We start from the raw sequence: 26,938 nt of genomic DNA, 5'->3' as shown, positions 1-26,938 counted from the left end.
CCGGTCATCGGACATCGCACGCTGACTGGTGCACCGGTTCGCCGGTGAGGACCTCGGGCACGCGCTCGCTGCACTGGGGCAGAGCGTGGGGGCACCGCGTGTGGAACCGGCACCCCGGAGGTGGCGAGGCAGGGCTCGGCAGCTCCCCCTGCAGGACCGTGAACCCACGGCTGCGCTGCTCCCGCGGGTCCACGGAGGGGATCGCGTCGAGCAGACACTCGGTGTAGGGGTGACTCGCCTGCCCGTAGACCTCGTGCGACGGCCCCGACTCCACGATGCGCCCCAGGTACATCACCATGGTGCGGTGGGCTACGCGGCGCACCAGACCGAGATCGTGGGCGATGAACAGGTAGCCGAGGTTCAGCTCCTCCTGGAGGTCCATCAGCAGGTTCATCACCTGGGCCCGGACGCTGACGTCGAGCGCGCTCACCGGCTCGTCGCAGATCAGGAACCGCGGTTCGACCGCGAGCGCGCGAGCGATGGCGACGCGCTGCCGCTGCCCCCCGGACAGCGCTGACGGGGCGCGCTGGAGTGCGCTCTTGGGGAGCCCGACCAGGTGGAGCAGTTCGGAGGCTCGTGCTGCCCTGGTACGTCGCGGGTGGTCGACCACCGACAGCGCTTCTTCGAGCGTCTGTCCCACGGTCAGCCGTGGGCTCAGGCTGGCGTAGGGGTCCTGGAAGACGTACTGGACCTCGCGGCGGTACCGGCGCAGGGTTCGCCCGCGGGCGTTGGTGACGTCGGTGTCACCCCACACGATGGATCCGGACGCCGCGCGCTCGAGTCCGATGATCGACCGAGCCAGGCTGGACTTGCCGCAACCTGACTCGCCGACGAGACCGACGACCTCGCCGGGGCGGACCGAGAACGAGACATGATCGACCGCCCGGACCGTCTTGCGGGATCTGGCCCCGCCGAACTCGACCACCAGGTCGGTGACGGTGAGGGTACTCATCTTCGACTCACTTCCTCCAGGGCGGAGATGTCTGGGGGCTCGGCCCAGCACGCCACTTGGTGCTCGGCAGCCGGGGATTCGAACGGCACGAGCGCAGGGATGGCCGAGCACCGGTCGTGGGCCAGTTCGCAGCGCGCGGCAAAGGCGCAGCCCGAAGGGAGGTCGGCCATGTCCGGAGGCAGGCCCGGCAGGGTGACGAACCTGGTACCCGGCTCGACGTCCGCGCCGGGAATGGCAGCGAGGAGTCCGCGGGTGTAGGGATGCCGGGGGTTGGTCAGGACATCCACGACCGGGCCGAACTCAACCACCTTGCCCGCATACACCACCGCGACGTCGTCGGCCATGCCTGCCACGACGCCCACGTCGTGGGTGATGAGCACGATCGACATCCCGTGCCGTCGCTGCAGGCGCTGGAGCAGGTCCAGGACCTGCGCCTGCATGGTGACGTCGAGTGCCGTGGTCGGCTCGTCGGCGATGAGCACGCGTGGCTCATTCGCGATAGCCATGGCCACCAGGGCGCGCTGGCGCATCCCGCCGGAGAGCTCGTGGGGATAGAGGTCGTAGCGGTGCTCGGCCTCCGAGATGCCCACCTCGACGAAGAAGTCCTGCACCCGGCGGCGTACCTCAGCCTTGTTCATCTTGGGGTGCGTGCGCCGCACCGCGTCTGCCACCTGGGGCCCGACCTTGCGGGCCGGATTGAACGCCGTCAGCGGATCCTGGAAGACCATCCCGATCTGCGTGCCGCGGATCCGTCGATGACGCGCCTCGTTGAGCTCCATGAGGTTCTGGCCTTCCAGCCAGGCCTCGCCGTCGCACTCCGCGACGACCCCGGCGGGCCACAGGCCGGTCAGTGACAGGGCGCTGACGGTCTTGCCGCAGCCGCTTTCGCCCACCAGAGCCAGGGTCTTACCCGGTGCCAGGTGCCAGGAGACGTCATCGACCACCTGGACGCTGTCGTTGCGGGTGTGCAGCCGGACCGACAGATGACGGATGTCGAGCACGGGGTTGGCACTCATCGCGTCCTCCCGAAGTAGGCGTCGGTAAGTTCGTCGACCCTGTCCACCCGCCGGCCTACGCCCAGTGGCGGCAGCTTCGCGATGCGGCGGCGCAGCGTCCGACGACTGATGTTGCGGGGCAGGGAGTCGAGCGCGAGCGCCTCGCCGAGCAGGTTCAGGCCGACGATCGTCAATGTGAGCGCGAGGCCGGGGAGCACCACGAGCATCGGGTACCGCTCCAGGGTGAGCAGACCGTCCACGAGCATCTGCCCCCACTCCGCACCCGGGGGCTGCAGCCCCAGTCCAAGGAAGCTGAAGGTTGCCACTGCCAGCGCGACGAACCCGGCATCGCCGCTGGCGAACACCAGGGTCGGGGCGACCGCGGGAGGCAGCAGGTGCCGCACCAGCACCGTGAGGGGCGGCACGCCGATCAGCCGGGTCGCCTCGATGTGTGGCTGTTGGCGAAGCGAGACGACCGCCACGCGGGTCAGCCGGGCGTACGCCGGCCACCAGCACAGAGTCAGCGCGAGGATCATGTTGTAGTACCCGGGGCCCCGAGCGCCGAGCACCGCCAGCGCCATCACGAGCGAGGGAACCGACAGCCCGACGTCGGTGAGCCGCATGAGGACTTCGTCGACGATGCCCCCGGTCACGCCGGCGACCACGCCGACGACGGCGCCGATCAGGATCGAGAGGCCGAGCACGAGGGCGATGGCAACCAGGCTGGTACGAGCCGCGGTCAGCAGCCGGCTGAGCTCGTCGCGGCCCAGCGCGTCCGTTCCCAGCCAGTGCTCGCCGCTGAACGATTGCCGGACGCTGGCGAGATCGACTTGGTTCGGGTCGTGCGGCGCAAGCCAGGGGCCGACCACGCCGATCACGATGAACAGCCCCACGGCGACCAGCGCTGGCAACGGCACCCGGCGCAGCTGACGCGTAATCCGCGCCCCGGAGCGGGCCCGGGAACCGTCGGAAAGCACGATTTCCGATTCAGCCTCGGCAAGACTCACGTCCGGACTCCTTCGAACTGCCGCCTGATCCGCGGATCGAGGCGTGCCTGGATGATGTCGACCAGGGTGTTCAGCACCACGAACGCCAGGAGGAACACGAGCAGACTGCTTTGGAGGACCGGGATGTCACGGAACTTCACCGCCTCGTAGAAGTAGCTGCCGACGCCCTGCCAGGCGAAGACGGTCTCGATCACCACGGCCCCGGGCACCATCTGCCCGGTCTGCGTGGCGAGCACGCCCAGCACGGATGGTCCGATGTTGGGCAGGGCGTCCTTGACGAGTACCTGTCGCCGGGTGAAGCCCTTGCTGAAACCGGTCACGGCGAATGGTTCGGCCATGGCTCGTTCCAGGCCGACTCGGACCACGCGGCTGAACACGCCGGCGGGCCCGGTCCCGAGCGAGATCCAGGGGAGGATCCACGAAGCCGGACCGGAGAGGCCGAACGTCGGCACGACGCCGAGCTTCAGCCCGAAGAAGAGGATGAGCAGCGCGGCCAGGTAGAAGCTCGGGATGGAGGCGCCCAGCAACGCCAGCCCGCGGCCGATCCGGTCGATCCAGGAGTCGGGGTAAAGTGCCCCGAGCATTCCCAGCAGTCCCCCGACGAGTCCGGCGAAGACAGCCGCTCCGCTCACCAGGAGCAGGGTCTGGCCGGCGCGGTCCAGGAGCTCGGGCGTGATCGGGAGGTTGCGCTGGAGTGAGTCGCCCAGGTCGCCCTGCAGCGCGTGCCACACCCAGTCGACGTACCTGACGGGGAGCGGCCGGTCCATGCCCAGCTCGTGCGCCATCCGTGCGACGTCCTCCGAGGTCGCACCCGGCCCCGACCGCCGCTCCGCGACGAGGACCGTCACGTCGCCCGGAGCGAGGTTGATCAGGAGGAACCCGGTGAGTGACCCCAGGAACATCAGGAACAGGGCCGTGAGGAGGCGTCGTGCCACGAGCCTCCTCATGACTTCTCGATCCAGATGCCCTCAAGGGGGAACTCGTAGTCGGTCGAGGCCGGGCGCACGCCGTGGACGCGGGATCCCACCGCCCAGATGCGGTCCTGGACGAGCAAGGGACCGAAGCCTTGCACCTTGTCCAGGTACTGGTTGAGGGCCTGGTACGCCGCCTTGCGGTCCTCGTCCGACTGGGCTGCGAGTGCCTTGTTGATCAGGGGGTCGAACTCGGGGTTGCGGTAGATCTTGCCGTCGACTCCCGACTCCACGGTCGAGAGCATGAGGGCCTTGAGGGTGTTGTTCGGGTCGTACGGCGCGCCGTAGGTGGTGGTGAGGGCCATGTCGTACTGGCGCTTGGGGATGCGGTCGTGTGAGGTGGCGTGGTCGAGGTCGGCGAGTTCCACCTTGATGCCGACGTCTGCGAGCTGCGCCTGGATGGCCTCACCGACCTCGCGCGCCGCGGGGAGCCGCTCCTTGCTGATCAGCATCTCCAGCTTGAGCGCTTTCCCGTCCTTCTCCCGGACGTGGTCTCCGGTCCACCCTGCGTCCTCCAGGACCTGACGGGCCTGGTCGGGGTCGGGCGTCGGAGCATCCTTCGCGAACGAGTACGGCACGGCCGGTGGGAACAGGGACCCGATGGGCTTGGCACGGCCGAGGTAGATCGCCTTGGCGATCGAGACCCGGTCGATTGCCAGGTTCACCGCCTTGCGCACCGCGAGGTCGTGCATGACCCGGTCCTGGTCATCGTTGAAGGCGATGAGGAGGGAGATGTCGCCGGGCGCGGCAATGACCTGCGTGTCCCCGCCACTCAGCTGCTCGGCATCGTGCGGCGACAAGGGAGCGCTCATGGCGCCACCGATCATGTCGACCTCGCCGACGCGCAGGGCGGTGAGCCTGCCCATCGCGTCCGGGATGACGTCGAGCTCGACCTTGGCGACCTGGGGCTCCTTCCCCCAGTAGTGCGGGTTACGCACGAAGACGGTCTTGCTGCGGCTGTTCGACTGCAGAATGAAGGGACCGGTGCCCACCGGGTCGCCGCGGTACTTCCCGTTCGGTCCTGCCGCCTTGGGGCTGAAGAAGCGCACGGGGCGCACGATCGAGAGCTCCTGGAGCAGCCCCGGAAACGGCTTGGCCAGGGTAAGCCGCACTGTCATGTCGTCGAGAGCCTTGATGCCGCTGATCGCTTCCGTGGCTTCGAGGAAGTCGAAGCGCGAATTCCCCACCCACTGCTTCAGGCCGAAGACCGCCGCCTCCGCATTCCACGGGGCGCCGTCGGTGAACGTCACGTTGGGCCGGAGGTGGAAGTCGTAGTCGAGACCGTCCTCGGACACCGTCCAAGACTCCGCCAGAGCCGGTTCGGTCTTCCCTCCGTCGCCGTAGCGGACGAGCGGCTCGAACATCATCGCCTGGGCTTGCCAGAGCGCGTCGAAGGCATTGGGGTTCAGGTTGTCCCCCACCGGCGTGGAGATGGCGATGCGCAGGGTCGCATCGGGGTCGGGCTCGCCGGACCCGGAGCCGCCGGAGCCGTTGGCGTCGCAGGCGGCCAGGAACCATGTGGCGACCACCAGCGATAGCAAGGTGAGCCGAGTGTTACGATGGATCTTCATGGGTGTTCCCTCCACAGGATTTGACGTGAATCTAATGAGTGGAAGGGTGCTTGTCTAGAGCCTGCTGAGGAACGTGTCGGGGCGGCCCGGGAGTGGGATAGATAACTTCAAGTGATCATCTGACCACCGATCGTCCTCGCCGGTATCCATCGGACACCTCGCAGGCCGAGTGGGAGATCCTGGCACCGTACATCCCGGCGGGTGGGGATGGTATGGGTCGACGGCGCGTACAGTGGCGGACCGGTCACCCTCGGCGCCAGGCTCGGAATCGTCGTCGAGGTGGTCGCCAAGCTTGCCGGGCAGGTCGGGTTCAAGGTCCTTCCCCGCAGATGGGTGGTCGAGAGATCCCTGTCGTGGATCAACCGCTGCCGTCGCACCGTGCGTGACTATGAGCGACTCCCCGAACACCACGCTGCCATGGTCCAGTGGGCCATGGTCATCATCATGACCCGGCGACTGGCCCGCCATCAGACCTCAACCCTCGCGCCGTCGATCACCATGAAGGCCGCCTGACAAGGTTCTTCAAGCCCTCATTCGACATCAATTCGATGACTGACGAATCCTTGGCATCCCCTGGCGACCCATGATTAGATACATCTCGTGAGAAAACTCGATGTCGACCGAGCGCCGCTGGTGATCGACGTGACCGTGAGCACGACGGCGGAGCTCCTCATGCGCATGTACTCCTATGCGCACACGCTCCGTGGGGACTTCGTGCCCGCAGCGTCGCAGCTTGCTCCGGCACCCGAAGGTCATGAAGAGGCACTGTCCTGGTTCTTCGGCGACGACTTCGCTCTGGGCGGCAACCTCGCGGTCCACGCTTTCATCCAGGGATGGCACGACTCGCACAGCCTGCTCCTGGGACTGCGACAGTCCAGCGACGCCGAGGTGGTGAGCGGCTTGCTCCGACCCCCGTCGGCGACTCCTGCCGAGATCCGCAGGCGCAACCACCTGGTGAGTCGGATCTGTGAAGGCCGAACCGATGGCGTGAACGACCTAATCGCCCAGTGCGTCGCCGAGGGCTTCGAGCGAGAGACCCTCAGCCGGGTCCTGACCTCTCCCCAGCAGGCGGTGAGCCAGCTCGTTGCCCTGGTCGAGGCCGCGGCCCAGCTTTTCTCCGACGAGGTCGAGGTGCAGGAGCGCCTGACGAGGACCGTGCACGAGATCGAGGAGGTGCTCGAGAGCACACCGGACCTGCACGGTGAGCTCGCCCAGGTCACGGGTGGCTGGACCATCAAGGACGCCGAGGGCTACCACATCCAACTCGTCCCCAATGAGGCTATCCGTCCTTTCATGCTCCAGCGCGTGGTCCTCGGAGACTGCGCGATCGTCGTCTTCGCCCCGCCTGGCCCCCAAGGCCGCTCACTGGCCGAGGTCGCGGAGGCGTTCAAGACATTGGGCAACATCCAACGACTCACCATCCTGCGCAACCTCGTGGCCCTCCCGGCCACGGGACAGGATCTGGCGCAGCTGCTCGAACTGTCCGAGGCGACCATCCACCATCACACCTCGGCACTGCGCAGTGCCGGCCTCATCACGAGCGAACGTGAAGGGGTGCGCGTCTACCACCACGCATCGAGCGAGGCGCTGATCGATCTCCTGCAGGATCTTCGCCGGGTGGTGTTCGACCGGTGACCAAGGACGCGCCAGACAGCCCGCAACTGGTCCAGCTGCTCGCGTCATGGGACGCCCAGCAGGATGCCTACGTGCCACAGCGCAATCGCCGGTTCCACGTGATCGCCGAGGCGGTCCAGGCCGCGTGCGGCCCGCGCCCGACGATCCTCGACCTGGGTTGTGGCACGGGCACCCTCCTGCACATGATCGGCCAGAAACTGCCGGAAAGCACACTGGTGGGGCTCGACAGCGACCCCGTGCTGCTGCGGCTCGCGCGGACCCGACTCGGGCATGCGGCCCGACTCCTCGACAGCGACCTCCTCACCGGCGCGTGGCTGGGGGACGCGGAGTCGTTCGCGCCCTACGACGCCATCGTCTCCACCACTGCTCTGCACTGGCTCGGCGAGGAAAGCCTCGCGGCGGCGTACCGCTGGAGCGCCCAACTGCTGCGCCCCGGCGGGATCTTCATCAATGCCGACACCATGCCCGCCGCATTGGGTCGGATCGGCAGGATCCTGACCGTGCTGGCGGGGACGCCGACCACGGACCTGTGGTCCTCCTGGTGGCGCGCAGCGGAAATGTCGTCGGACCTGGCGCCCGAGTTCGCCGAGCGAGCGGAGCGTGGTGCCCGGCGGCCGCCCGAGTTCTTGCCGCCAGCCGAGTGGCATGTGACGGCGCTCAGCGAGGCTGGGTTGGACGACGCCATGTTGATCTGGCGTGACGCACACGAGGCGGCGGTGGCGGCGATGGCTTCGAACCCCGCGATGGAAGGGACTGTCCTATGAGCGAGCTGAGCTGCCCGCGATGCGGCCGGGACGGGAGTGGGTTCGCGGGCTGCACCCACTGTCGGCAGGAGGGCGTCCCGGTCAATCTCAGGCCACCGCTGGCCGACCTCCGCGGCAAGCGACTCGATGCCTTCCCCGGGGGTGTCTGGGGCTGGCCCGACGCACTCGCCTGCAGCGACGCTCCAGTGGTGACCTTGGGCGAAGGAAACACCCCGGTGGTGCAGATCGCTGCGGAGGGCGGGGACCTGTTCGTCAAGCTGGAGAGCCTGAACCCGACTGGTTCCCACAAGGATCGCGGGATGGCCGCGGGCGTCAGCGCCGCGGTCCGGCATGGTGCGGAGACGGTCGTCCTGGCGTCCAGCGGAAACGCCGGGGTCTCTGCTGCGGCCTACGCGGCCCAAGCCGGGATCACCTGTGTGGTCACCTCCTCGGAAGGCCTGCTGCCGTACTTCAAGTCGCAGATGCTCGCGTACGGCGCCAAGCTGGCCGTCTTCGAAGATCCAGCACTCCGAACCCGGATGACGGGTCACGCCGTCGAGAACCTGGGCTGGTATCCCCTCGCGAACTTCGTCCTGCCAGCCGTGGGAGGCAATCCGTTCGCCAACGAAGGCCTCAAGTCCATCGCGTACGAGTTGGCGCGTGACCTGCCCGACGCCGAGTACGTCGTGGTGCCGACCTGCCGGGCAGACCTGCTGTCAGGTATTCACCGTGGATACTGCGAGCTCGAGGCGGCGGGCCTGATCCCCCGTGCCCCGAGGCTCGTCGCCGCCGAGACCGCCACCGGCGCCGCCTTCGTTGCGGCCATGGCGCTCGACGAGAGGCACGCCCAGGAGCGCGCCGAGGTCGAGAGGCAACCATCGCCAGCGTTCTCGATCGGCAGCGACAACGCGACCTGGCAGGGCCTGGACGCCTTGTGGGCGAGCGGCGGCTCGGCGCTAGCGGTCGACCCGCTGACCTTTATGGCTGAGCAAGCTGCGTTGGCTCGCGGCGGCGTTCTCCTCGAGGCATCCAGTGCCGTGGCGGTCGCTGTTGCTCGTCAGATCGTAGCGGCCACCGGATCATGCGTGGTTGCGATCGGGACTGCGAGCGGCGTGAAAGACCCACCCGTCCCGCCCAAGGACGACCTTGACGTCATGGCTGCCCCCTCGCTGGCGCAACTCGCCCAACTCGGCCTGCCGCATGACCAGTGAGCCACCGGCCCCAACGAGTTTCGGGCCGCATCCCACCCGATCGCGAAAGCAGCGAATCCGGGTTGACGCGATGGCCCGGCAAAGAAGGGTGAGGTTCCCCCCGGGGATGTGGACACCGGGTTATGCCGCGATCTGGTGCAGCGTAGCCGATGTGAGGGTCTGTTCGTAGTCGGCGGGGCTGAGCTGAGGGGTCGGCCAGCGTACGACCAGGGCACGTGAACGGGGAAGTCGCTTACGCGCTGATGTCACCGGCGTCCGGCGCGGCGTAGTACTGCTCGCCGTAGCTCGTCGGGTGCCCATACGAGGATCGGGAAGGCGATCAGGAGGGCGAGTATCAGGGGGTGTCCCTATGGGTTTCGTATGCCGTCACCGTGCACCCCACCGACGACCATCGCCGGTTCACCCTCACCGAGTAACCGGGCCAGCTCGTCGCTCGGTCAACCTTCGCATCGTTCAACTCAACCCGAGCCCAAGCCCGGTGTCTGCGCTCCCATGGGGATGCCCGGCGGTTTGGGCCGCCGGGCATCCGTGTTCGTGCTGGTCGGGTGTCAGCAGCCGGGTCCGATGCTGACGCGGGCGAGGCGGGTTGCCCAGTTCCCGCCGACGAAGTATTGCTGGGCGAGGAGGGCGGTGCTGCCGGCGGGGCAGGTGCCGCTGGCGGCGACGGGGTCGACGTGGACGCTGGAGTAGTCACCGAAGCGGGTGTTGGTGGTGGTGTTCGATCCGGTGACCAGGGTGATGTCGCTGCCGATGAGGGCGGGTACGCCGCCTCCGGGGAGTACCCCGTTGAAGGTGGTGGACGTGTTGGTGCAGGTGGTGGCTCCGGTGTCGGTGTAGGCCCAGTTGAGCCAGATGTTGAACGAGTTCGGCGTGGTTTCGAAGGCGCCGAGGGAGGGGTTGAAGTCGTCGCTGGTGCCGCTGTGGAACGCGTTCGCCACGGTCACGGTGTTGGTGGAGGTGTTGATCGCCCCGTAGCGGACGCCGGGGAAGCCGGAGATGTTGAGGCCGTGGGTGAACCAGACGAAGGTCGAGTTCCTGGCCTGTACGGGTGCCCAGGCTATGCGGCCGTCGAGGGGGTCGAGGGTGACGGTGGTGCCGCACTGGTTGACGCGCCTGCTCGGGGCGGCGTAGGTGGAGGCGATGGTGGCCTGGAGTGCCAGGGTGGTGCCGGGTCCGGCGCTGTTGTTCATCCGGTAGAGGTTGTAGCCGGTGCCGGGGACGCCGGCGACGTAGTAGGTGTTGGCGGTGGCGGCGATGGGGATGCCGGTGACCGTGACCGGTGCGGTGGAGAAGGCGACGGAGAAGGCGGGGAAGCTGACTGCGGCGCCGACGTACAGCTGTGCCTTGGACACCGACCAGGCGGTGGAGTTGACGTAGCCGGGGTTGAAGTTGTTGGTCGAGGACAGGATGGCCACCCGGTCCTGGCCGAGGTACGGGTAGTCCAGCAGCATCCCGTTGGGGAACAGGGCGCCGGTGAAGGTCAGGGTGTAGACGAAGTAGCTGCCGCAGGCGTTGCTGCTGGTGCTGGCGGCCAGGAACAGCCGCGGAGCGGCGCCGGCGGTTCCGCTGGTGGTGGCGATGATGACGAACCGGTTGTTCAGGTTGTCGTAGATGGTGCGCGGGTCGAACACGTTGGTGGTGCCGAGCCCGAGCCACCCGGCCAGGGTGTTGGTGCACTGCAGCACGCCGGTCTTGCTGAACACGGTGACTCGGCGGTTGACGGTCTCCATGATCTGGGTTGCGCCCACGCTGGCGTTGATGTCGGAGGGTTGGGCACCGCCGCCGCCGGCCTGGTCGATGCCGGCGAAGTTGGAGTTGATGGTGGTCGGCGACGGGGCTCGTGGTTGTCCGCTCGGTCCGGTGTTCGGGCCGTCCGGGATGCGGGCGCTGGTTCCCGTGGCGGTCGGCTTGGTGGCCTTGCTGACGCCGGCGGGCAGGGTGGTGCCGGTGGGCTTGCCGTCGACACCCAGGGTCGGGTGGTCGGCAGCGGTGGCGGTTTGGCGAGCCGGTGAGTTGGTGCGCTGGTCGACGAGCGTCGGGGTGGCGTAGCCGCGACCGGCGGGGGCGATCGCGAGCTGCGCTGACGGCGCCGGGGGCGGGCTCGCGGCGGCAACCTCGACATTGACGAGCAGGCTCAGCAACAGGGCTGCGCACCCTGTCGCGGCCATGGCTTTACGTAGTCTTCCCACTGTTTCCTCGTTTCGAGGCACGGAACGAATGTGATCGTGAGTAGCGGGAAGCTTCCCGACAGTGAAGATGCCAGGCGCCGAGGCGTTGGCATAGGCGACTGTCGGGTTTCGTCAGTTACGGTGAGTTGCGAGGGGTGTGCAAGTCGGCGGATTGGTTGATGTCGATACATGCTGGGATGTGTCGGAGATGGCCCCAGGCATCATCTTGCGGTGGAGGCGCCCCTGATGCCGGAGTCGAACTGGATTTCGATCTCTGCGTACCGTCCTGGCTGGACCACGACGCTGACAGGCGTGGCCCGCGGGACCGGCCGACCGGTCGTGTTCTCGCCACGCAACTCGTAGCCGCCCGGCGCGAGGCCGAGCGTGAAGCGCCCGTCCTCGCCTGCCTCCGCCACCGCGACCTGATGGTCGGACCCGGCCCGCAGTGCCACGATCCGGGCCCGGAGCGGGATCCGCGGACACGGCGACCTGGCCTCGAGTACGGGGCAGCCGACGTCGACCGTTGCCGTGCCCCGGACTCCCGCGCTCCCGGCCGTGGGGGACGCCGGCACGCCTTGAGGGCCGGTGCCCGCACACGCCGCCAGCAGCACGGCCGGTAGCAAGAGAACCGTTCGCGGCCAGCCTGCTCGTACACCCATGAGTATGGGACGTCGGTCAGGCGCCGAGGGTTGCCGGCAACGTCCTGTCGGTCGGGCGGTAGGTGTCAAGGGATTGAGGCCAGTGGGAGTTGAACGACCAGCGGTTGCGGCTCCGTTTGCTGGCCTGACATGCAGCGCCACCGGAAGGGCCGGCCCTTCCGTCGCTATCTGTGGCCGGTCACGTAGTAGCTGTTGTTTGCTCGTCGACCGTGTTCACGGCCCGCCGGCCAACTCGATGGGGAACTGTTTTTCCGGCCCGCCCTCATCCTTGACCGTGCCACGGTGTCCGCCCCTGGCTGCTTGGCGCTTGGGGCGGACACCGAGCTGAGCGTTCCGCTGTTTGTTCGCGATACCGACGCCGATGTCGTCAGGCGGTAACCGTCGGACGGGCGGCCGGGACGGACCGGGCGCGGAGGCTGCGTTCGGTGAGCGCGCCGAAGAGTAGCCCGAGGGTGGTCCAGGTGACGAGCTGGGTGCCGAGTGAGGCGAGCCGGAACTTCCAGAGTACGAGGGCGGGGAAGCCGTCGGGTACCTCGCTGATCGTGGGTAGCGCGGCCTGGATGACCCCGATGAGGACGACGTACGCGGCGATCGCCATGAGGGTCGCGGTCCAGGCGCCGTACCTCGGGTTGAGCCAGCGTCCGAGGTTGACGGCGAGGAGTCCGGCGCCGACCGCGATCACGATCATGAGGAAGTACAGGCCGGTTCGTTGCCCGAGGGTGTCCGGGTTGCCGGTGGCCGGTGGGTTGGCCGGATATTTGAGGAACGGTACGAACGCGACGGTCACGAAGCCGCCGAGCGCGACGAGCGCGGCGGTCGCCCGGGGGTTGAAGCGCCCGATCCGGCCGTACGCGATGGCGAAGGCGAGTGCGAACAGGCCGCCGAGCGCGACCCCGTACACCAGGGCGGCAGTGGCCAGACCGATCGTGCTCTGCACGGTGCGGCTGACCAGCTCGGGTTCGCTGGCTTCGCCATGCGTGTGGGCGGCGGCAGCGGCATGCGTGTGCGCGACGGCCTGGGCGGACTCGAAGTCGATGGCCTGCCCGACGGGGCCCTCACCGAAGACGGTGGCGAACAGGTAGGCGGCGGCACCGGCGGCGAGGCCGACGAGCATGCCGCGGACGAGAAGCGAGCGGGTGGACAGCATGAGGGTGCTCGCCGCGCTCAGTGGCAGGGGAAGCCGAGCAGGTGGCGTCCGTCGTGCACGAACTCGTGCACTGTCTCGCCAGCGAACACGGACAGGACACCCTGTTCGACGCCGACGAAGTAGAGCAGTACGAGCGCGATCACCGCGGCGAAGGCCGCCCAGGGCAGGATCTGCCGCAGCGGTATGGCGACCGGTGCGGGTACGGCGGTGGGAGCGGGCAGCGACATGTCGGCCATGACAAGGACCTCCTGGGATCATGCGTCCCCTAGCGGTTTCCGTGACGGTGGAGGGTCTGACTCCCAGCCGGTCAGGTGAGGCACCCGTCGGGCTGGTTACAGTGGCGCGACCGTGCCGGGATTACACCGGCTTCCTCCCACCGTCACGCTGTGGCCTGGACGCTACGGGCGACAACGTCGCGGTGTCAATATCACGGGCACGATTGATATCGATGATCTTCTCATTGGGGATTGAGCCCTGAAGGAGGGGCGATCGGCGTGAGTAATCGCCTGATCCTGATCAGCCACGCACCCACCGCAGCGACCCGGTCCCCTGCCTTCCCGCAGGACGAGCCACTCGACGCGCACGGTCTGGCGGACGCGACCGCGCTCGCCGGTGCGCTGCCCCGCGCCGACGATGTGCGGTGCGCCCCGGCACTGCGCTGTATGCAGACCGCCACCGCGCTCGGGCTGACCCCGACCCTCGACGAAGGGCTGCGTGACGGCGAACTCGGCCGGTGGGCCGGCCGTACCCTGGACGACGTCGCCGCCGACGAGCCGAACGCTGTCGCGGCCTGGCTCACCGACCCGGCGGCCGCACCACACGACGGCGAGTCCCTCCACGACCTGCTCGACCGGACGGGTGGCTGGTTGCGCGCGGTGCCGGACAAGGGCCGTACGGTCATCGCCGTCACGCACCCCATGGTGATCCGCGCGCTTGTCGTCAACGCGATCGCCGCCACACCCGCGTCGTTCTGGCGGATCGACATCGCCCCGCTCACGAAGACGGTGTTGCGCGGCGGCGCCGGACGCTGGACCCTACGCGCGACCGCAGGCCCGTTACGCTGACCCGGGCCGACGCATCGTCGCGATGACCAGCCTGAAAGCGCTCACCGTTCGCAGGCCGCCTGGGCTGAAAGACATCCCAGAAGCTTGACCGAACCGCGTCGAGCAGGGTGCGCAGGACGTCCAGGCAGCTCGCCGGCGCCAGGTCCCGCAGCAGCCGGCAGGCGGCTAGACGCTGCTGGTGCTCGACGGGTTCACCCATGATGATGCGGGCGAGCAGGACGGCGACGGTGGACCGGAGGCCCGGATGCCGCCGGGCGATCACGTGCAGGGTCCGAACCGGGGCATCCCCCGCGACCCGCCCGGTGCTGTCGGCGAGGTGCTCCAGCACCAGCGTCAATAGGCCGGCGCGGGAGTTGCGAATGGCGGTGAGCCCGTCCAGCAACGACCCGGGCGGCAGGACGCCGTCGGCGACGAGCTGCCGGACCGGCGGTGGGGCCGAGCAGTAGTCGGGCGCCCCGCAGCCGCTCCGGCAGCGGAATCCGGATGTCCTCGCCGAGATCGGCCAGCTGGCGAGCGGCGAGACCACGGCCGCCACGGCCAGAGTGCGGCACCGGCAGGTGCGGGCGGTGCCGCCGCTGAGAGTCCGGCTGCCGTCTGCCGGTTCTACGACCTGGCCGAGGAGCGGCCGGCGCCTGGAGCCCGGGCCACTCTGACGGCCGGGTGGCCCTGGCGCCGACACCTCTGTACAATGAAAACCGTTTGCAACAAATGGAGCTCGCCTGGGGAACGCGGACGGGAGCCGTCATGGGTCATCTGCTGGTTGTGGAGAGTTGGGTGGGCGCGATGAGTGCCCTGTTGCCGAGGGCCATCCGGGAGGCGGGCCATCGGTTCACGTTCGTCACCCGGGACCTGCACCACTACCTGCGTACCACCCCCGCCGGCACGATCCACCCACTGCTGGCGGCGGAGAACGTCCTCACCACCGAGACCAACGATGTACCGGCACTGTCGGCACACGTGTCCCGGCTGCACGCCACCCTCCACTTCGACGGGGTGCTCACCTCCTGCGACTACTACCTCGGCATCGCCGCCCGGCTCGCCGCCGACCTCGGCTTGCCCGGACCTGCCCCCGAGGCGGTCGAGCGGGCGTACCGCAAGGACCTGGCCCGGGACGCGCTGTGCCGGGCTGGCGTGCCCGGACCGGAGTTCGCCGTCGCGCGGGGCTGGGCCGAGACCGTCGCCGCCGCCGAGCGGATCGGGTACCCGCTCGTGGTCAAGCCGGTCGATCTCTGTGCCGGGATGTATGTGCGGCGGGCCGACGACTCCAACGGGCTGCGGGCCGCGTTCGACGCCCTTGCCGGGTTCCCGGTCAATGCCCGCCGGCAGCCCCGGGTTCCCTTGGTTCTGGTGGAGGAGTTGCTCACCGGTCCTGAGGTGAGCGTCGAGACGGTCACGGTGCCTGCCGCCGTGGCTGGTGGGTCGGCACCGGTGACCACGGTCGTCGGGGTGACCGGCAAAAGCCTCGGCGGCGCGCCATGGTTCGTGGAGAGCGGTCACCTTTTCCCCGCCGACCTGGCCGCCGATGTGGCCCGCGCCGCCGCCGACACCGCCGTCGCGGCCCTTGCCGCCGTCGGGCTCGACCATGGGGTCGCCCACACCGAGTTGCGGCTGACCCCGGCCGGCCCTCGGGTGATCGAGATCAACCCCCGACCCGCCGGCAACCAGATCACCGAACTGATCCGTCGGGTCACCGGCATCGACCTGCCGATGGCCTACGCGCAGCTGGCTCTCGGCGAGCAGCCGGATCTCACCCCCACCGACACCGGGGTGCGCAGTGCCGCCATCGCCTTCCTGCTGCCGCCCCGGGCCGGCACCGTCACCGGCTTCACCGGCGTCGACCGGCTCACCGAGGACCCCCGAGTCGTGGACTACGCGGTGAAGCCCGCCGGGCACCGCACCGGCGACGCCAGTAACAACAACAGCTACCTCGGGCACGTGGCCACCGTGGACACCACCGGCACCGGGGCGCTCGCCGTTGCCGAGGAGCTGGTCTCCGGTCTCTGCGTTCAGTACGACGACGAGCTGGCCGGGGCCCCCGCGTGACCGCCCCGGCTATCGCCCCGTTCGGGACGGGGGCGTACCGGTCGGTGGACGAGCTGGTGGCCGCGGTGCTGGCCGGGCGGCTCGGACCCGATCCGGCGCGGTCGGCGGTCAGCGTCGGGTTCGTCACCCGGCAGGGCGCTCGGCACGCCGGCCGGGGCCGGGTGTACCGCAACCACGTGCTGAGTCTGCGCGTCGGGGCAGCCGTCGGCTCCTGCGCCGTGGAGCCGGGCGAACTGCCTGACGAGGTGGCGTACGACTGCGTCGGCGTCACCGTCGCCGACCTGCTCACCCACTCGCTCACCCAGGTCCGGGTGGCCGCGCTGGACGCGTATCTGATGGCGGCCCGGCCGCATGCCGAGGCCGGCGCGGAACCGGTGCCGCTGCCCGGCGGCTCGTCACTGGCCAAGTCGACAGCGCGGGCGGCGGCCGTGGTGGATCTCCTCCCAGCCGATCCGGGCGCGACGGTGCTGGTCGTCGGGGTGGTCAACTCGCTGCTCGCCGCGCTGCGCGAACGGGGGCTGCGCTACCTGCCCTGCGACCGCGTCGGCGGAAGCACCGAGTGGGGCGAGCCGTGCCGGCCCGACGCGACCGTGCTCCTCGACGGCTGCGACGCGCTGCTGGTCTCCGGGATGACCGTGGGCAACGGAACCTTCGAACCGCTGCTGGAGCACGCCCGGGAGACCCGAAAGCCGCTGGTCGCGTTCGCGCAGACCGGCAGCGCGGTGCTGCCCCGGTTCCTCGGGGCCGGGCTGACCGCCGTCTCGGCCGAGCCCTACCCGTTCTTCTGGCTCGACGGCGGGCCGAGCACCGTCTACCGGTACCGGGTGGCGGCATGAGTGAGCGCTGCGAGCGAATCGTCAACGTCCCGCACCTGCTCACCCTGGTCGGCCGGACCCCGGTGACGTACGTGGAGGCGCCGCTGCCACATCGGCACGGCGGGTTCTGGGCCAAGGTGGAGTGCGCCAGTCCCGGGGGGATGAAGGCACGGGCGGCGGTGGCCATGCTGACCGCCGCCCGTACCCGAGGCGAGCTGCGCCCGGGTGCCCCGGTGATCGAGTCGACCAGCGGCACGCTCGGCGTCGGGCTGGCCTTCGCCGGGCAGGCCCTCGGCCACCCGGTGCACCTGGTGGTGGACCGGGAACTGGAACCGTCCATGCGCGCCCTGCTTCGCGCGTACGGAGCCCGGTTGGAGATCGTCGACACCCCCGACCCGGTCGGCGGCTGGCAGCAGGCCCGGCTCGACCGGCTGGCGGCCGTACGGGCCGGGCTGCCCGGGTCGTGGTGGCCGGACCAGTACCACAACCCGGACAACGCGGCCGGGTACGTCAGCCTTGCCGACGAGGTCGCCGGCCAGGTCGACGGGGTGGATGTGCTGGTGTGCAGCGTCGGCACCGGTGGGCACAGCGCCGGCGTGGCCCGCGCGCTGCGCCGGCACTGGCCCCGGCTGCGGCTGGTTGGGGTGGACACCGTCGGGTCGACCGTCTTCGGCCAGCCCGCCCGGCCCCGGCTGATGCGCGGGCTGGGCAGCAGCATCCACCCGGGCAACGTCGACCACGCCGCCTTTGACGAGGTGCACTGGGTGGGGCCGGGCGAGGCGGTGGAGAGCTGCCGCCACCTCGCCCGGTACGCCTTCGTCACCGGCGGGTGGAGTACCGGGGCGACGGCCCGGGTAGCCGCCTGGGTGGCCCGTACCGAGCCGGGGGCCCGGGTGCTGGCGGTCTTTCCCGATGGCCCGCACCGGTACCTCGACTCGATCTACGACGACGGTTGGTGCGCCCGGCATGGGCTGCTCGGCCCGACCCGGGGATACCCGGTGGAGATCCCGTATCCGTGGGCGGTCGAGGTGACCCGGTGGAGCCGCTGCCGCACCGTCGTCGACCCGGCCCGCGCCGGTCGGGTGACGCTGGGCGGCGCCCCCGCACCGCCGACGGCCGACGGTGACCCGGGTAGCGCCGGCCGGCTAATGGGCGTCGCACCGGCCCGGACCGAGTGGGTGCCGGCGTGAGACTGAGCTGGCGGACGTACCCGCTGGTCCTACGCGAGCCACTGCGGATCTCCCGGTCCACGATGTACCGTCGGGACGCGGTCCTGGTGCGTCTCGACCATGACGGGAGCACCGGACACGGCGAGGTGGTGACCAGCCGCTTCCTCGGCCTGGACCTGGACCGGATCCACACCCAACTGAGCGTGCTAAGGGACCGGGTCGCCGGGTACGACGTCCCGGAGACGCTCCGCGCCGACCTGCCGACGCTCACCGCCGGGCTTCACCCCGGGACCGCCGCCGCGTTCGATGCCGCGCTGCACGACCTGCTCGGACGGCGGGCCGGAGTGCCGGTGCACCGCCTGATCGGGGCGCCGGAACCGGGGGCGGTGGCCACCGCGTACACCATTGGGCTGGTGTCCCCGATGGAGGCGGGGGCGACCGCCGGCCGGTTGGCCGCCGCCGGGTTCCGGGTGCTGAAGGTCAAGGCCGGCGACGACCACGACCTGGCCCGGGTCGCCGCGGTACGGGCAGCCGCACCGCAGGTGCGGCTGCTGCTCGACCCGAACGGCGGCTGGACACCGGAGCAGGCGCTCCGGCGGCTCGACGCGCTGGCCCGTCACCGCGTGGACGCGGTCGAGCAGCCGATCCCCGCCGGTCGGGTCGACCTGCTGGCCTGGCTGGCCGCCCGGACCCCGGTCCCGGTGGTCGCCGACGAGGACGCCGCCACCGAGGCCGACGTGCCCCGGCTCGCCACCGCAGTGGCGGGGGTGAACGTGAAGCTCGCCAAGTGCGGCGGGATCGTGGCCGCCATCCGGATCGTCGCCGCCGCCCGCGAGCACGGGTTGGCCGTCATGCTCGGCTGCCTGGTCGCCAGTTCGCTCGGCATCGCCCCGGCGCTGCACCTCGCGGGGTACGCCCGCTGGGTCGACCTGGACGGACACCTGCTGGTGGCCGACGACCCGTGGATCGGCCTCGGTGGCCACGACGGGACGCTACGCCCGACTGGTGCACCCGGTCTGGGCGTAACACCCCGACCGCCCGCCACCGGCTCGAACGAGCCGTCCCGGCCGCCTGTCACGGACGTGGCCCGATGAACGCCACCTGGCGTACGCTGCGCGGCTTTCCGGCGGAGATCCAGCTGCTGGTGGTCAACCAGTTCGGGGTGAACGTCGGCTTCTACCTGCTGCTGCCCTTCCTGGCCGGATATCTCGCCGACGACATCGGGCTCTCCGTCGCGCTGATCGGCCTGATCCTCGGCGTGCGCAACCTCAGTCAGCAGGGGCTGTTCCTGCTCGGCGGCACCGCCTCGGATCGGCTCGGCTCGCGCGGAGTGATCATTGCCGGCTGCGCGCTGCGCACCGTCGGGTTCGGGTTGTTCGCGGTCGGGGTGTCGCTGCCGGTGCTGATCGCCGCGTCGATCCTGTCCGGGCTGGCCGGAGCGCTGTTCAACCCGGCGGTCCGGGCGTACCTGGCCCAGGCCGCCCCGGATCGGCGGGCCGAGGCGTTCGCCCTGTTCAACGTTTTCGCCAGCGCCGGCTCCCTGGTCGGGCCGCTGCTCGGCGGGGCACTGCTGCTGATCGACTTCCGGGCCGCCGCGTTGGTTGCGGCCGGGGTGTTCGCGGTGCTGACCGTGGCCCAGGTGCTGGTGCTGCCGCCGCAGCCGAGGGCGGCCAGCGGGCAGAGCGTGCTCGGCGACTGGCGGGAGTGCGTCACCGACCGCCGGTTCCTCGCCTTCACCCTCGCGTTGAGCGCCCTGTATGCCTCGCAGAACCAGCTCTACCTGGTGCTGCCGGTGCAGGCCGAGCAGGTCACGGGGCAGCCGGCGGCGGTCGCCGGGCTCTTCGTGGTCTCCACCGTGGCCACCCTGGTCTGGCAGGTGCCGGTTACCGCCTGGCTGCGGCGGCACGTGGCCCGGGGGCCGGCGATCGCGCTCGGCCTGGCCGTGCTCGGCGGTGGCTTCCTGCTGCCGCTGGTGTCGCTGCCCGGCCCGGCACCGGTCCGGCTGCTGCCGGTGCTCGGCGCGGCGTTGCTGCTCGCCGTCGGGGTGTTGATCGCCCAGCCGTTCGTGCTGGAACTCATCCCGGCGTTCGCCCGGGACGGGTTGACCGGCACCTACTTCGGCCTGTTCTACCTGGTCTCTGGGATGGTGGCGGCGGCCGGGACGGCCGCCGTCGGCCGGGCCATGGACGCCGGTGACCCGGCGGCGGCCGTACCGGCGGTGGCCTGGCTGCTCTGCGCCGGGCTGGGCCTGGCCTCGGCCGCGGCGGTGTGGCTTCTGCACCGCGCCGGGTGGCTGGCCCCGCGGCCGGGTCCGGCCCTCCCGGCCGCGGCCGTCGCCGGTGAGGCCCGCGCGTGACCGGCCGTTCCGCCCCGACCGGGCCGTTGCGAACCGCCGCGCCGACCGGGAGCACCGGGCCGGCGGTCGTCTCGGCGAACCTGCTCACCGACAACCCCGAGTTGTACGAGACCCAGTTCCCCGACCCGAAACACCTCGCCGCCCGGTTCGTTGCCGATCTGGTCGACCGGTACGCCACGGACGACAGTCGGCGGTTGCTCGACGTGGGCTGTGGCACCGGCCGGGATGCCGGGTACCTGGCGGGGCTGGGCTGGTCGGTCATCGGGATCGACGTCTCTGACCGGATGCTCGCGTACGCCCGTAAGCGGCACCCGGCCGTGCGCTTCGTCGCTGCCGACATGCGCGGATACGAACTTCCCGGCCGCGTCGATGTCGTCAGCTGCCTGGACAGCGCCCTGCTGTACTGCCACACCAATGCCGATCTGACCGGCTTCCTCGCCCGCTGCCACGCCCATCTGGTCCCCGGCGGACTGCTGATCGCCGAAATGCGCAACGGCGCCTACTTCCTCGGCGGGGGCGGCGACCTGCTCGACCGGGAACACACCCGGACGGTGGTCTGGCGCGGAACCCCATATACGTCGCACACCCTGCTGCGGATCGATCACAGTGGGCAGTTGTTGCGCCGGAGGCGGACGTGGACCTGGCCGGGGTGCTCGGAGCCGCTGGTGCAGACCTCGGCGTGGCGGTTGCTCTTCCCGATGGAGCTGCGGCATCTGCTGGACGGTGCCGGATTCGACGTGGCGGCCCTGTTTGACACCCCCGGCCCGCGTACCGACCCGCCGTGGCACGCGCGGGCCGCCCTGGGCAGCGGGCTGGCCGGCGATCGGCTGCACCTGGTCGCCCGCCGCCGCGCCGACGACCACCCGTGCTGACAGCGCGGCTGAACCATGTTGTCAAGGAAGGACAATCCATGATCCCCTCCACGCGTACGGCCGGGCTGAGCCGGCGGACCCTGCTCGGCGGGGCGGTCGCGTTGTCGACGGCCGCACTGACCGGCTGCGGCGGAAACGCCACCGGCCAGGCGGGTACCGGCTCACCACGCCGTGGCGGCCGACTGCGGGCCGCGTTCGCCGGGGGCGGCGCGACCGAGACACTCGACCCGCACCTGGCGAACCTGTTCAACGAGGCGTCCCGGGCCAAGGCAGTCTTCGACAAGCTCGCCGACTACGGCGCGGACGTGTCGATCGAACCCCGGCTCGCGAGTAGCTGGGAGCCGAACGGCGACCTGACCCGGTGGCGGGTTGTCCTGCGGGAGGCCACCTTTCACGACGGTCGGCCGGTCCGCGCCGCCGACGTGCTCTACAGCTACAGCCGGATCACCGACCCGCAGCGGGCGTTCCGCGCCCGAGCCAGCCTGGGCCTGCTCGACCTGCGCCACAGCCGGACGGTCGACGACCGAACCGTCGAGTTCGGATTGACCCGCCCGTTCGCCGAGTTTCCGAACGTGCTCGCCGCCTTCGGCGCGTACGTGGTGCCGGAGGGCATGGACAACTTCGATCAGCCAGTCGGCTCCGGCCCGTTCCGGTTCGGCTCGTTCCAGCCCGGCCGGAGCCTGTTGCTCAAGCGGTATGACGACTACTGGGAGGGCGCGCCCTACCTGGACGAGCTGGAGTACCTGATCAGCAACGAGGAGTCAGCCCGGATCAACGCACTGCTTGGCGGGCAGGTCGAGTACGCCCACGACCTCACCCCGACCACCGCCCGCACCTACGCCGACGACGCCCGGGTGTCGATCGTCCGGATGCCGAACAGCACCATGCAGGGCTTCACCATGAAGGTGGACCGGGCGCCGTTCGACAACCGGGACCTGCGCGAGGCAATGTTCCTGCTGACCGACCGGCAACAGCTCGTCGACACGGTGCTCGCCGGTTCCGGACAGATCGGCAACGACCTGTTCGGCAAGGGCTACCAGTACTACGCCGACGACATCCCGCAGCGCACTCCCGACCCGGACCGGGCCCGCGCCCTGATCAAGAAGGCGGGCGCCGAGGGGCTCACCGTCAAGCTGGACACCGCCGCCGTGGCCAGCGGTTTCGTCGAGGCCGCCAGCACCTTCGCCGAGCAGGCGAAACAGGTCGGGCTGACCGTGGTGCCGACCACCGGAAACAAGGACACCTACTGGCGGGACATCCTCACCAACGGCTCGCTGGCCTGCTACCGCTCGGGAGCGATGCCGATCGAGACGCACATAACGCAGCGGCTGCTGAGCAACAGCACCACCAACGCCACCCGGTGGGCCCGCCCCGACTTCGACGCCCTCTACGCACGCGCCGTCTCCAGCGCCGACGAGTCCACGCGGACGCAGGCGTACGGGGACATGCAACGGATGCTGCACGCCGAAGGCGGTTTCCTGATCTGGGGCTTCGCCGACTTCCTGGTCGGCACCGCGCCGAAGGTGGGCGGAGTGGCCGGCAACACCCCCGCCAACACGCTCAACTGGGCACGCTTCGACAAGGTCTGGTTGGGATGAGCCTGCCCCGGTACGCCGGCCGCCGGCTGCTGCTCGGCCTCGCGCAGGTCGCCGGCGTCGCCACCGTCGTCTTCGTGCTGACCGAGGCGCTGCCCGGCGACGCCGCCGTGGTGATCGCCGGTGACCAACCCGACCCGGACCGGATCGCCGCCATCCGGGCGCAGTTGGAGCTGGACCGCCCGGTCTGGCAGCGCTACCTGGACTGGCTGGCCGACGTGCTCCGGGGTGACCTCGGCGTCTCCCTGGTGTCCGGGCGGCCGGTCGTCGACGTGCTCACCGGCAACGCCGGCCCCACCGTGCTGCTGGCCGTGGCGACTCTGCTGCTGCTCGTACCGATGGCGGTCGGGGTGGGGATGCTCGCGGCCCGGCGCGCAGGCGGCCGACTGGACCGGGGACTGTCGGCCGTGGTCGTCGGCCTGTACGCGGTACCCGAGTTCGCCCTGGCCATCCTGCTCGTCGCCCTCTTCGGGGTACACCTGGGCTGGTTCCCGCCGACCGCCGTCGGCACCGGTGGGAACCTGCTGGCCCAGCCGGCCGTGCTGGTGCTGCCGTTGGTGGTGCTGCTGGCCCGGCCGATCTGCTCGCTCAGCCGGCTCACCCGGGCCGGGCTGATCGAAGCGGCCGGCTCGGCGTACATGGCGCACGCCCGGCGGCTCGGCCTGCCGAGGCCCCGGCTCTGGTTGGGGCACGCGCTGCCCAACGCGCTCGCCCCGGTGGTGCAGCAGCTTGCCCGTACGACGGACTGGCTGCTCGGTGGGGTGATCGTGGTGGAGGCGGTGTTCGTGATCCCCGGGCTGGGCACCGCCCTGGTGGACGCGGTCACCACCCGGGACGTACCGACGATCCAGGGACTCTGCGTCCTGATCGCCGTGGTCACCGTCGTGGTGAACCTCGTCGCCGACCTGGTGGCGTTCCGGCTGGCCCCGCGTACCCAGGTGGCCCGGTGAGCGCGGCGGACAGGGGCGGTCGCGACCCGCGCCGGCACCGGTGCCGGGCGGTTGTCGGTACGGTGTTGCTCGCCATCCCCCTGCTGGTCGCCCTGGTCGGGCCAGTGCTGGCCGGGGAGCCAGCCGGACGCGGGCGGCCGTTCACCCCCAACGGCCCGCTCGGCACCGACTTCGTCGGACGGGACGTACTCGGTCAGGCGCTGCTCGGCGGGCGGTCGGTGGTCGCGGTGGCGGTGGCGGCCACCGCGTTGGCATACCTGGTCGGGGTGCCGTTGGGGCTCTGGGCCGCGACCACCCGGCGGCGCTGGCTGGACGAGCTGCTGATGCGTCCCCTGGACCTGCTGCTGGCGGTGCCGGCGCTGCTGCTGTTGATCCTGCTCTCCGCCGCCACACCCCGCACGCCGGCGGCCCTGGTGGTGATCGTCGCCCTGATCGGCCTGCCCGAGGTGGCCCGGATCAGCCGGGCCAGCGCGCTGCCGCTGGCCCACGGTCCGGCTATGGAGGCGATGCTGCTGTACCGGGAGAGCTGGTGGCACCGCGTGATCGGCCACGTCGGACGGGGTGTGCGGCGGGTGCTGCTGGCCGACGCGGGAGTCCGGTTCATCGGCGCCCTGTATCTGGTCGCCACAGCCAGCTTCCTCGGCATCGGGGTCGCCCCGGACGCCGCCGACTGGGCGGTGATGGTGGACCGCAACCGCTCCGGCCTGGCCCTGCAACCGTGGGCGGTGGTGGCCCCGGCAGCGCTGATCGTCGCCCTCGCCGTCGGCGTCAACCTGGTCGCCGACCGGCTGCTCGCCCACCCTCCAAACCACATCGGGGCGAAGGCTCCAATCGTCGGCGCGGAGGCGAGCCGGTGACCGGGGCAGTGGTACGGGTGGCCGGGCTGTGGGCCGAGGCGGGCGGCCGGCGGCTGCTCGACGACGTGTCGTTCGAGCTGGCAGCCGGGCGGGTGCTTGCCGTCATCGGGGCCTCCGGCAGCGGCAAGACCACCCTCGGTCGGGCGCTGCTAGGTGAGCCCGGGTCCGGGGTCCGCCTCACCGGCCGGGTCGAGGTCGCCGGCCGTGGCGTCACCCCAGCGGAGCCGCCCCCACCGGGCACCGTCGGGTACGTGCCGCAGCAGCCGTCGGCGGTACTCAACCCGGTCCGCCGGGTCGGCACGGTGCTGCACGAGATCGCCCGCCGGCACCTCCCGTCCGGCGGCGCCCGCCGGGACCGGACCCGGCAAGCCGTGCGGGCCGCCCTGCACCGGGTCTCCCTGCCGGCCGACCGGGACCTGCTGCGTCGCTTCCCGGACCAACTCTCCGGCGGGCAGCAGCAGCGGCTGGTCATCGCACACGCGCTGCTGGCCGGGGCTCGGCTGCTCGTCGCCGACGAGCCCACCACCGGACAGGACAACCTGACCCGGCGAGACGTGGCCGCCGAGCTGACCGCCCTGGCCCGCGGCGGGATGGCCGTCGTGCTGCTCAGCCACGATCTGCATCTGGTCCGCACGGTCGCCGACGACCTGCTCATCCTGCACCGCGGGGAACCGGTCGAGGCCGGTCCGGCCGCGCACGTGTTCGACGCGCCCCGCCACGAGTGGACCCGCCGGATGCTCGCCGCGCGCCCCGTCGGCACCCGGCCCAGCGGCGGGGACCGCCCGCCCGTGCTCGGCATCGCCGACATGGTCGCCGAACACTCCGGCGGAGGCCGCCGCCGCACCGTTCTGGAGAACGTGGGCCTCACCCTCGCCGCCGGGGAGTGCCTCGCCCTGGTCGGCCGCTCCGGCAGCGGAAAGACCACCCTGGCCCGGTGCATCGCCGGCCTGCACCGGCCGCGTACCGGAACCGTCGAGCTGGCCGGCCGGCCACTCGCCGCGACCCTGGACCGGCGAGACCGTGCCGACCTCGCCGCGGTGCAGTACATCTTCCAGGACGCCCGAGCCAGCTTCGACCCGTGGCGACCGGTCCTCGACCAGGTGGCGCGCCCGGCGATACGGCTGCACGACCGGCCGGTGCGCGCGGCCCGGGCGGCGGCCCGCGCCGCCCTGGACCGAGTGGGGCTGGCCGGACACCTGGTCACCCGGGACCCCGGCCGGCTCTCCGGCGGGGAACTACATCGGGCGGCCCTGGCCCGCGCCCTGCTCGCCGAGCCGCGGGTGCTGATCTGCGACGAGATCACCGCAGGGCTGGACGCGGTCACCCGGGACCGGATCCTGGACCTGGTCGACGAGCTACGCCGCGCGGACGATGTCGCCCTGCTGGTGATCAGTCACGACCGGGACGTGGTCGCCCGACTCGCCGACCGGGTGGCCGTCCTGCACGACGGCCGGGTCATCGAGAACGGGCCGGCAGCCACCCTGCTCACCTCGGCTCGTCAATCGTTGAGCCGATCGCTGTTACACGAAGTTGTCACCACCAAATGCACGGAAAAGAGTCAGCTCGGATGATTAACTCTACCGTCGGCGATTACCAGGTCCAGCTCGCTGGACGGCACCATCTCGACAGCGCCCGCCGCGTCATGCTGGACACCTTCTACCACGTCTTCGGCTACGGATACCGGCCGGAGTGGCACTTCGACGTGATCGACCTCGACGGCACCTACCTGCGGCCGCAGCGGCACGCGCTCTTCGTCGCGACCCTCGGCGACGAGGTGGTGGGCACCACCGCCGTGCGGGCCGCCGGCCCGAAAAGCCCGCCGCATCCGGCGTTCCTCGTGCAGCGGTACCCCGATGCCACCACCGCCCAGCTCTTCCGGGTGTACGTACACCCGGCGCACCGCCGCCGGGGACTGGCCCGCGCCCTGGTCGAACAGGCGGTCGCGTTCGTCGCCGACCAGCCCGGATATCGGGACCTCTACCTGCACACCGACACCGGAGTGCCAGGCGCGGAGGCGTTCTGGCGATCGGTGGCGACCCCGATCCACGACGCCCGCGACGGCAACTGCCGGACCATGCACTTCGAGATCCCCCTGCCGGGCCGGGTGCCGGCCATACCGGCACTGATGGACACCGCCCCCGCACCGGCTTGAACGCGC

Annotated in this window: 26 protein-coding genes and 1 riboswitch; of the genes, 16 read left to right on the top strand and 10 right to left on the bottom strand. The window is 70.7% G+C overall.

The window, feature by feature from the left end; translation table 11 throughout:
- Positions 1-4: 4 nt before the first annotated feature.
- From ACGFIZ_RS04360 to ACGFIZ_RS04340, 5 genes are read right to left on the bottom strand one after another with little or no spacing between them, the layout of a single operon-like run.
- Complete coding sequence (locus tag ACGFIZ_RS04360) at positions 5-952, bottom strand: ABC transporter ATP-binding protein (RefSeq protein ID WP_393415712.1); 948 nt, start codon at positions 950-952, stop codon at positions 5-7.
- A complete protein-coding gene (locus ACGFIZ_RS04355) occupies positions 949-1,968 on the bottom strand; it encodes an ABC transporter ATP-binding protein (protein ID WP_393415710.1) in 1,020 nt (339 codons plus the stop codon). The genes ACGFIZ_RS04360 and ACGFIZ_RS04355 overlap by 4 nt, the downstream gene beginning before the upstream one ends.
- Positions 1,965-2,954, bottom strand: a complete 990-nt coding sequence (locus ACGFIZ_RS04350) for an ABC transporter permease (protein WP_393415708.1) — start codon at positions 2,952-2,954, stop codon at positions 1,965-1,967. The genes ACGFIZ_RS04355 and ACGFIZ_RS04350 overlap by 4 nt, the downstream gene beginning before the upstream one ends.
- On the bottom strand, positions 2,951-3,889 hold the full coding sequence (locus ACGFIZ_RS04345; protein ID WP_393415706.1) for an ABC transporter permease: 939 nt from the start codon (positions 3,887-3,889) through the stop codon (positions 2,951-2,953). The genes ACGFIZ_RS04350 and ACGFIZ_RS04345 overlap by 4 nt, the downstream gene beginning before the upstream one ends.
- Positions 3,890-3,897: 8 nt before the next feature.
- Entirely contained in the window at positions 3,898-5,496 is a 1,599-nt protein-coding gene (locus ACGFIZ_RS04340) for an ABC transporter substrate-binding protein (RefSeq protein WP_393415704.1), read from the bottom strand.
- Between the two features lie 207 nt (positions 5,497-5,703).
- Between ACGFIZ_RS04340 and ACGFIZ_RS04335 the strand changes: the two genes are divergently transcribed.
- From ACGFIZ_RS04335 to ACGFIZ_RS04320, 4 genes are all read left to right on the top strand, one after another.
- On the top strand, positions 5,704-6,009 hold the full coding sequence (locus ACGFIZ_RS04335; RefSeq protein WP_393416048.1) for a transposase: 306 nt from the start codon (positions 5,704-5,706) through the stop codon (positions 6,007-6,009).
- An 87-nt stretch (positions 6,010-6,096) separates the two neighbouring features.
- The gene (locus tag ACGFIZ_RS04330; protein ID WP_393415702.1) at positions 6,097-7,131 is read left to right on the top strand and encodes an ArsR/SmtB family transcription factor; all 1,035 of its coding nucleotides are present in this window, start codon (positions 6,097-6,099) and stop codon (positions 7,129-7,131) included.
- Positions 7,128-7,895 (top strand): class I SAM-dependent methyltransferase, encoded by a 768-nt coding sequence (locus ACGFIZ_RS04325; RefSeq protein ID WP_393415700.1) that lies wholly within the window; start codon positions 7,128-7,130, stop codon positions 7,893-7,895. Before ACGFIZ_RS04330 ends, ACGFIZ_RS04325 begins: the two co-directional genes overlap by 4 nt.
- Positions 7,896-8,083: 188 nt before the next feature.
- Positions 8,084-9,085 (top strand): pyridoxal-phosphate dependent enzyme, encoded by a 1,002-nt coding sequence (locus ACGFIZ_RS04320; protein ID WP_393415698.1) that lies wholly within the window; start codon positions 8,084-8,086, stop codon positions 9,083-9,085.
- Positions 9,086-9,633: 548 nt separating this feature from the next.
- On the opposite strand, the gene ACGFIZ_RS04315 is transcribed toward ACGFIZ_RS04320, so the two are convergent.
- The 4 genes from ACGFIZ_RS04315 to ACGFIZ_RS04300 form a co-directional block, all read right to left on the bottom strand.
- On the bottom strand, positions 9,634-11,226 hold the full coding sequence (locus ACGFIZ_RS04315) for a hypothetical protein (RefSeq protein ID WP_393415696.1): 1,593 nt from the start codon (positions 11,224-11,226) through the stop codon (positions 9,634-9,636).
- Between the two features lie 248 nt (positions 11,227-11,474).
- Positions 11,475-11,705: a hypothetical protein gene (locus ACGFIZ_RS04310; RefSeq protein WP_393415694.1), complete on the bottom strand. Its 231-nt coding sequence runs from the start codon at positions 11,703-11,705 to the stop codon at positions 11,475-11,477.
- Between the two features lie 574 nt (positions 11,706-12,279).
- Entirely contained in the window at positions 12,280-13,059 is a 780-nt protein-coding gene (locus tag ACGFIZ_RS04305; protein WP_393415692.1) for a CbtA family protein, read from the bottom strand.
- A 17-nt stretch (positions 13,060-13,076) separates the two neighbouring features.
- The gene (locus tag ACGFIZ_RS04300; protein ID WP_347671469.1) at positions 13,077-13,295 is read right to left on the bottom strand and encodes a CbtB domain-containing protein; all 219 of its coding nucleotides are present in this window, start codon (positions 13,293-13,295) and stop codon (positions 13,077-13,079) included.
- 54 nt (positions 13,296-13,349) lie between these two features.
- Positions 13,350-13,430, bottom strand: a riboswitch (cobalamin riboswitch).
- 123 nt (positions 13,431-13,553) lie between these two features.
- Between ACGFIZ_RS04300 and ACGFIZ_RS04295 the strand changes: the two genes are divergently transcribed.
- Positions 13,554-14,123: a histidine phosphatase family protein gene (locus ACGFIZ_RS04295; RefSeq protein WP_393415690.1), complete on the top strand. Its 570-nt coding sequence runs from the start codon at positions 13,554-13,556 to the stop codon at positions 14,121-14,123.
- Here the strand turns inward: ACGFIZ_RS04295 and ACGFIZ_RS04290 are convergent.
- Positions 14,053-14,658: a hypothetical protein gene (locus tag ACGFIZ_RS04290; RefSeq protein ID WP_393415688.1), complete on the bottom strand. Its 606-nt coding sequence runs from the start codon at positions 14,656-14,658 to the stop codon at positions 14,053-14,055. The two genes, ACGFIZ_RS04295 and ACGFIZ_RS04290, sit on opposite strands and share 71 nt — an antisense overlap.
- A gap of 209 nt (positions 14,659-14,867) precedes the next feature.
- Here ACGFIZ_RS04290 and ACGFIZ_RS04285 point away from each other — a divergent pair, with 209 nt between their 5' ends.
- The 11 genes from ACGFIZ_RS04285 to ACGFIZ_RS04235 are packed head-to-tail and all read left to right on the top strand — an operon-like array spanning position 14,868 to position 26,932.
- Positions 14,868-16,166 (top strand): ATP-grasp domain-containing protein, encoded by a 1,299-nt coding sequence (locus ACGFIZ_RS04285; protein WP_393415686.1) that lies wholly within the window; start codon positions 14,868-14,870, stop codon positions 16,164-16,166.
- On the top strand, positions 16,163-17,002 hold the full coding sequence (locus ACGFIZ_RS04280) for a Rossmann-like domain-containing protein (protein WP_393415684.1): 840 nt from the start codon (positions 16,163-16,165) through the stop codon (positions 17,000-17,002). The genes ACGFIZ_RS04285 and ACGFIZ_RS04280 overlap by 4 nt, the downstream gene beginning before the upstream one ends.
- Positions 16,999-18,171: a PLP-dependent cysteine synthase family protein gene (locus ACGFIZ_RS04275; protein WP_393415682.1), complete on the top strand. Its 1,173-nt coding sequence runs from the start codon at positions 16,999-17,001 to the stop codon at positions 18,169-18,171. Before ACGFIZ_RS04280 ends, ACGFIZ_RS04275 begins: the two co-directional genes overlap by 4 nt.
- A complete protein-coding gene (locus ACGFIZ_RS04270; protein WP_393415680.1) occupies positions 18,168-19,244 on the top strand; it encodes a dipeptide epimerase in 1,077 nt (358 codons plus the stop codon). Before ACGFIZ_RS04275 ends, ACGFIZ_RS04270 begins: the two co-directional genes overlap by 4 nt.
- Positions 19,241-20,506: an MFS transporter gene (locus ACGFIZ_RS04265; protein ID WP_393415678.1), complete on the top strand. Its 1,266-nt coding sequence runs from the start codon at positions 19,241-19,243 to the stop codon at positions 20,504-20,506. The genes ACGFIZ_RS04270 and ACGFIZ_RS04265 overlap by 4 nt, the downstream gene beginning before the upstream one ends.
- Positions 20,503-21,378 carry a class I SAM-dependent methyltransferase gene (locus tag ACGFIZ_RS04260; RefSeq protein ID WP_393415676.1) on the top strand — a complete coding sequence of 292 codons (876 nt, stop codon included), beginning with the start codon at positions 20,503-20,505 and terminating at the stop codon, positions 21,376-21,378. The genes ACGFIZ_RS04265 and ACGFIZ_RS04260 overlap by 4 nt, the downstream gene beginning before the upstream one ends.
- A 38-nt stretch (positions 21,379-21,416) precedes the next feature.
- Positions 21,417-22,976 (top strand): ABC transporter substrate-binding protein, encoded by a 1,560-nt coding sequence (locus tag ACGFIZ_RS04255; RefSeq protein WP_393415674.1) that lies wholly within the window; start codon positions 21,417-21,419, stop codon positions 22,974-22,976.
- Positions 22,973-23,923 carry an ABC transporter permease gene (locus tag ACGFIZ_RS04250; RefSeq protein WP_393415672.1) on the top strand — a complete coding sequence of 317 codons (951 nt, stop codon included), beginning with the start codon at positions 22,973-22,975 and terminating at the stop codon, positions 23,921-23,923. The genes ACGFIZ_RS04255 and ACGFIZ_RS04250 overlap by 4 nt, the downstream gene beginning before the upstream one ends.
- On the top strand, positions 23,920-24,780 hold the full coding sequence (locus tag ACGFIZ_RS04245; protein ID WP_393415670.1) for an ABC transporter permease subunit: 861 nt from the start codon (positions 23,920-23,922) through the stop codon (positions 24,778-24,780). The genes ACGFIZ_RS04250 and ACGFIZ_RS04245 overlap by 4 nt, the downstream gene beginning before the upstream one ends.
- On the top strand, positions 24,777-26,351 hold the full coding sequence (locus ACGFIZ_RS04240) for an ABC transporter ATP-binding protein (protein ID WP_393415668.1): 1,575 nt from the start codon (positions 24,777-24,779) through the stop codon (positions 26,349-26,351). The genes ACGFIZ_RS04245 and ACGFIZ_RS04240 overlap by 4 nt, the downstream gene beginning before the upstream one ends.
- Positions 26,348-26,932 (top strand): GNAT family N-acetyltransferase, encoded by a 585-nt coding sequence (locus ACGFIZ_RS04235; protein WP_393415666.1) that lies wholly within the window; start codon positions 26,348-26,350, stop codon positions 26,930-26,932. Before ACGFIZ_RS04240 ends, ACGFIZ_RS04235 begins: the two co-directional genes overlap by 4 nt.
- Positions 26,933-26,938: the final 6 nt, after the last annotated feature.

The sequence above is a fragment of the Micromonospora sp. NPDC048830 genome, assembly GCF_043198215.1.
Taxonomy (GTDB): Bacteria; Actinomycetota; Actinomycetes; order Mycobacteriales; family Micromonosporaceae; genus Micromonospora.
Note: the sequence above shows the minus strand (reverse complement) of the source record. Positions and strands in the feature narration are given on the sequence as shown.